The sequence below is a fragment of the Rhodoluna sp. genome, from assembly GCF_049276775.1.
Classification (GTDB): Bacteria; Actinomycetota; Actinomycetes; order Actinomycetales; family Microbacteriaceae; genus Rhodoluna.
This window is the reverse complement of the sequence record NZ_JBASXC010000124.1, coordinates 1-1,733: the sequence shown is the minus strand read 5'-3', so window position 1 is coordinate 1,733 and position 1,733 is coordinate 1. Positions and strand designations below refer to the sequence as shown.

The following is a 1,733-nucleotide window of genomic DNA, read 5'->3' as shown; positions in this document are numbered from 1 at the left end:
GTTCGGTCTCTATCCTCTGCGCGCGTTGGAAATTTGAGAAGACCTATCCCTAGTACGAGAGGACCGGGATGGACGAACCTCTGGTGTGTCAGTTGTTCCGCCAGGAGCACCGCTGATTAGCTACGTTCGGGAAAGATAACCGCTGAAAGCATCTAAGCGGGAAGCTTGCTTCAAGATGAGATTTCCATGACTTTTAGTCGAGAGGCTCGCAGCTAGATTACTGCGTTGATAGGCCGGATGTGGAAGTGGGGACTAAAGACCCATGGAGCTGACCGGTACTAATAAGCCAACTACTTGATAACAACTTTTTGCTTGCGTCCACTATGTGGTTCCCGAGGTATGGGAACCAACCAACACACTTCACGTGTGTCGATGTAACATAACTCAATAGTGTTTCGGCGGCCATAGCGGAGGGGAAACGCCCGGTTACATTCCGAACCCGGAAGCTAAGACCTCCTGCGCCGATGGTACTGCAAGGGTGACCTTGTGGGAGAGTAGGACACCGCCGGACTTAATTTAAGGAGATAGCCACCAATTTATTGGTGGCTATCTTCATTTAAGGGAAGAATTAGATCATGACTGACGACGACAAGAGGCGATCACGCCCAGAGCGTCCAGCCAGGAGATCTGAAAGAGACGCTCCTGCGGGTCGCGGTCAAAGACGCGTCGAGGGTGAGCGCCCGATATGGCAACAGCGCGTTGAAATGCAACGTGATCCAAATCGAGAAAAATCTCCCATAATCCCGGAGGAGATAACACCAAACGACGTTGATCTCGTTGTGCGGGTTCAGCTAAAGACCCTCACTGCTGAAAACGCCGAGATGGTCGCAAGACACCTGGCAATGGTGTCACTATTGATTGAGCAGGATCCAGAACTTGCCCACAAGCACGCACTCTCGGCAGCCAGACGGGCTGGTCGAATAGCGGTAGTTCGGGAAACAGTTGGGGTAACCGCTTATACGGTGGGAGATTACCCATTAGCTCTGCGTGAGCTATTAGCTCACCGCAGAATTTCAGGCTCGAATGATCAGTTGCCGTTGATTGTTGATTCCGAGCGAGGCATGAACCGACCAGATAGGGCACTAAAAATGGCTAGAGAAGCAGACAGAAAAAAACTTACCCCGGCAGTTCGAGTCAACCTGGCGATTGCCGCCAGTGGAGCAAGGCTTGACCTCGGCGAGAACGAGCTTGCTCTCTCGGAGCTTGAGATTCCAGAGCTGAACCCAGCCAAGGTCTTTGACTACTCGCCGCCGCTTTTCCGCGCCTACGCCAACACTCTGGAGGTATTGGGCAGAACAGAAGATGCCAGAAAGTGGGCAGATTTGGCCGAGCGTGCCGAGGTTGCGCTTGCTGGAAAACCCGAGGATGTAGTCGAAGTAATCGAGGAAATAAAGATTCCAAAACTTACTGATCGACCAAGAATTGACCCGGCTTCGAAGCCGCGTCCGCCGTTCGAGAGAAAGCAGTTTGAGAACCGAGGCTTTGGCAAAGGCAATAGGGGATTTGAAGGGCCAGGCCCCACCAGAAGGGGAGCACCGCGTGGCCGCTAAGGTCTTCAACGAGTTTCAAACTTTGCTACTCGATTTAGATGGGGTTATCTACGCTGGCGAGAATGCAATCGTCGATGCCGTGGAATCGATTACCGCAATTCGTGACAAGGGTATTCCGGTTGGCTACGTCACCAATAACTCCTCTCGCAAACCGGAGACAATCGCAGAGCAACTAAGAGGTTT

1 protein-coding gene, 2 rRNA genes and 1 pseudogene are annotated in these 1,733 nt (G+C 52.3%); all 4 read left to right on the top strand.

The annotated features are described in order from the left end of the window. Positions 1 to 302: ribosomal RNA gene (locus WAO31_RS07165) — 23S ribosomal RNA — on the top strand; the annotation flags it as partial. A 92-nt stretch (positions 303 to 394) separates the two neighbouring features. Next, positions 395 to 511: ribosomal RNA gene (gene rrf, locus WAO31_RS07160) — 5S ribosomal RNA — on the top strand. A 64-nt stretch (positions 512 to 575) separates the two neighbouring features. Next, the gene (locus WAO31_RS07155) at positions 576 to 1,550 is read left to right on the top strand and encodes a hypothetical protein (RefSeq protein ID WP_509591930.1); all 975 of its coding nucleotides are present in this window, start codon (positions 576 to 578) and stop codon (positions 1,548 to 1,550) included. After that, a pseudogene (locus WAO31_RS07150) lies at positions 1,540 to 1,733 on the top strand (HAD-IIA family hydrolase); the annotation flags it as partial. The gene WAO31_RS07155 and the pseudogene WAO31_RS07150, both read left to right, overlap by 11 nt.

Coding starts and splice junctions, on each gene's coding strand:
- WAO31_RS07155 (WP_509591930.1), top strand. CDS start 576: ATGACTGACGACGACAAGAGGCGATCACGCCCAGAGCGTCCAGCCAGG.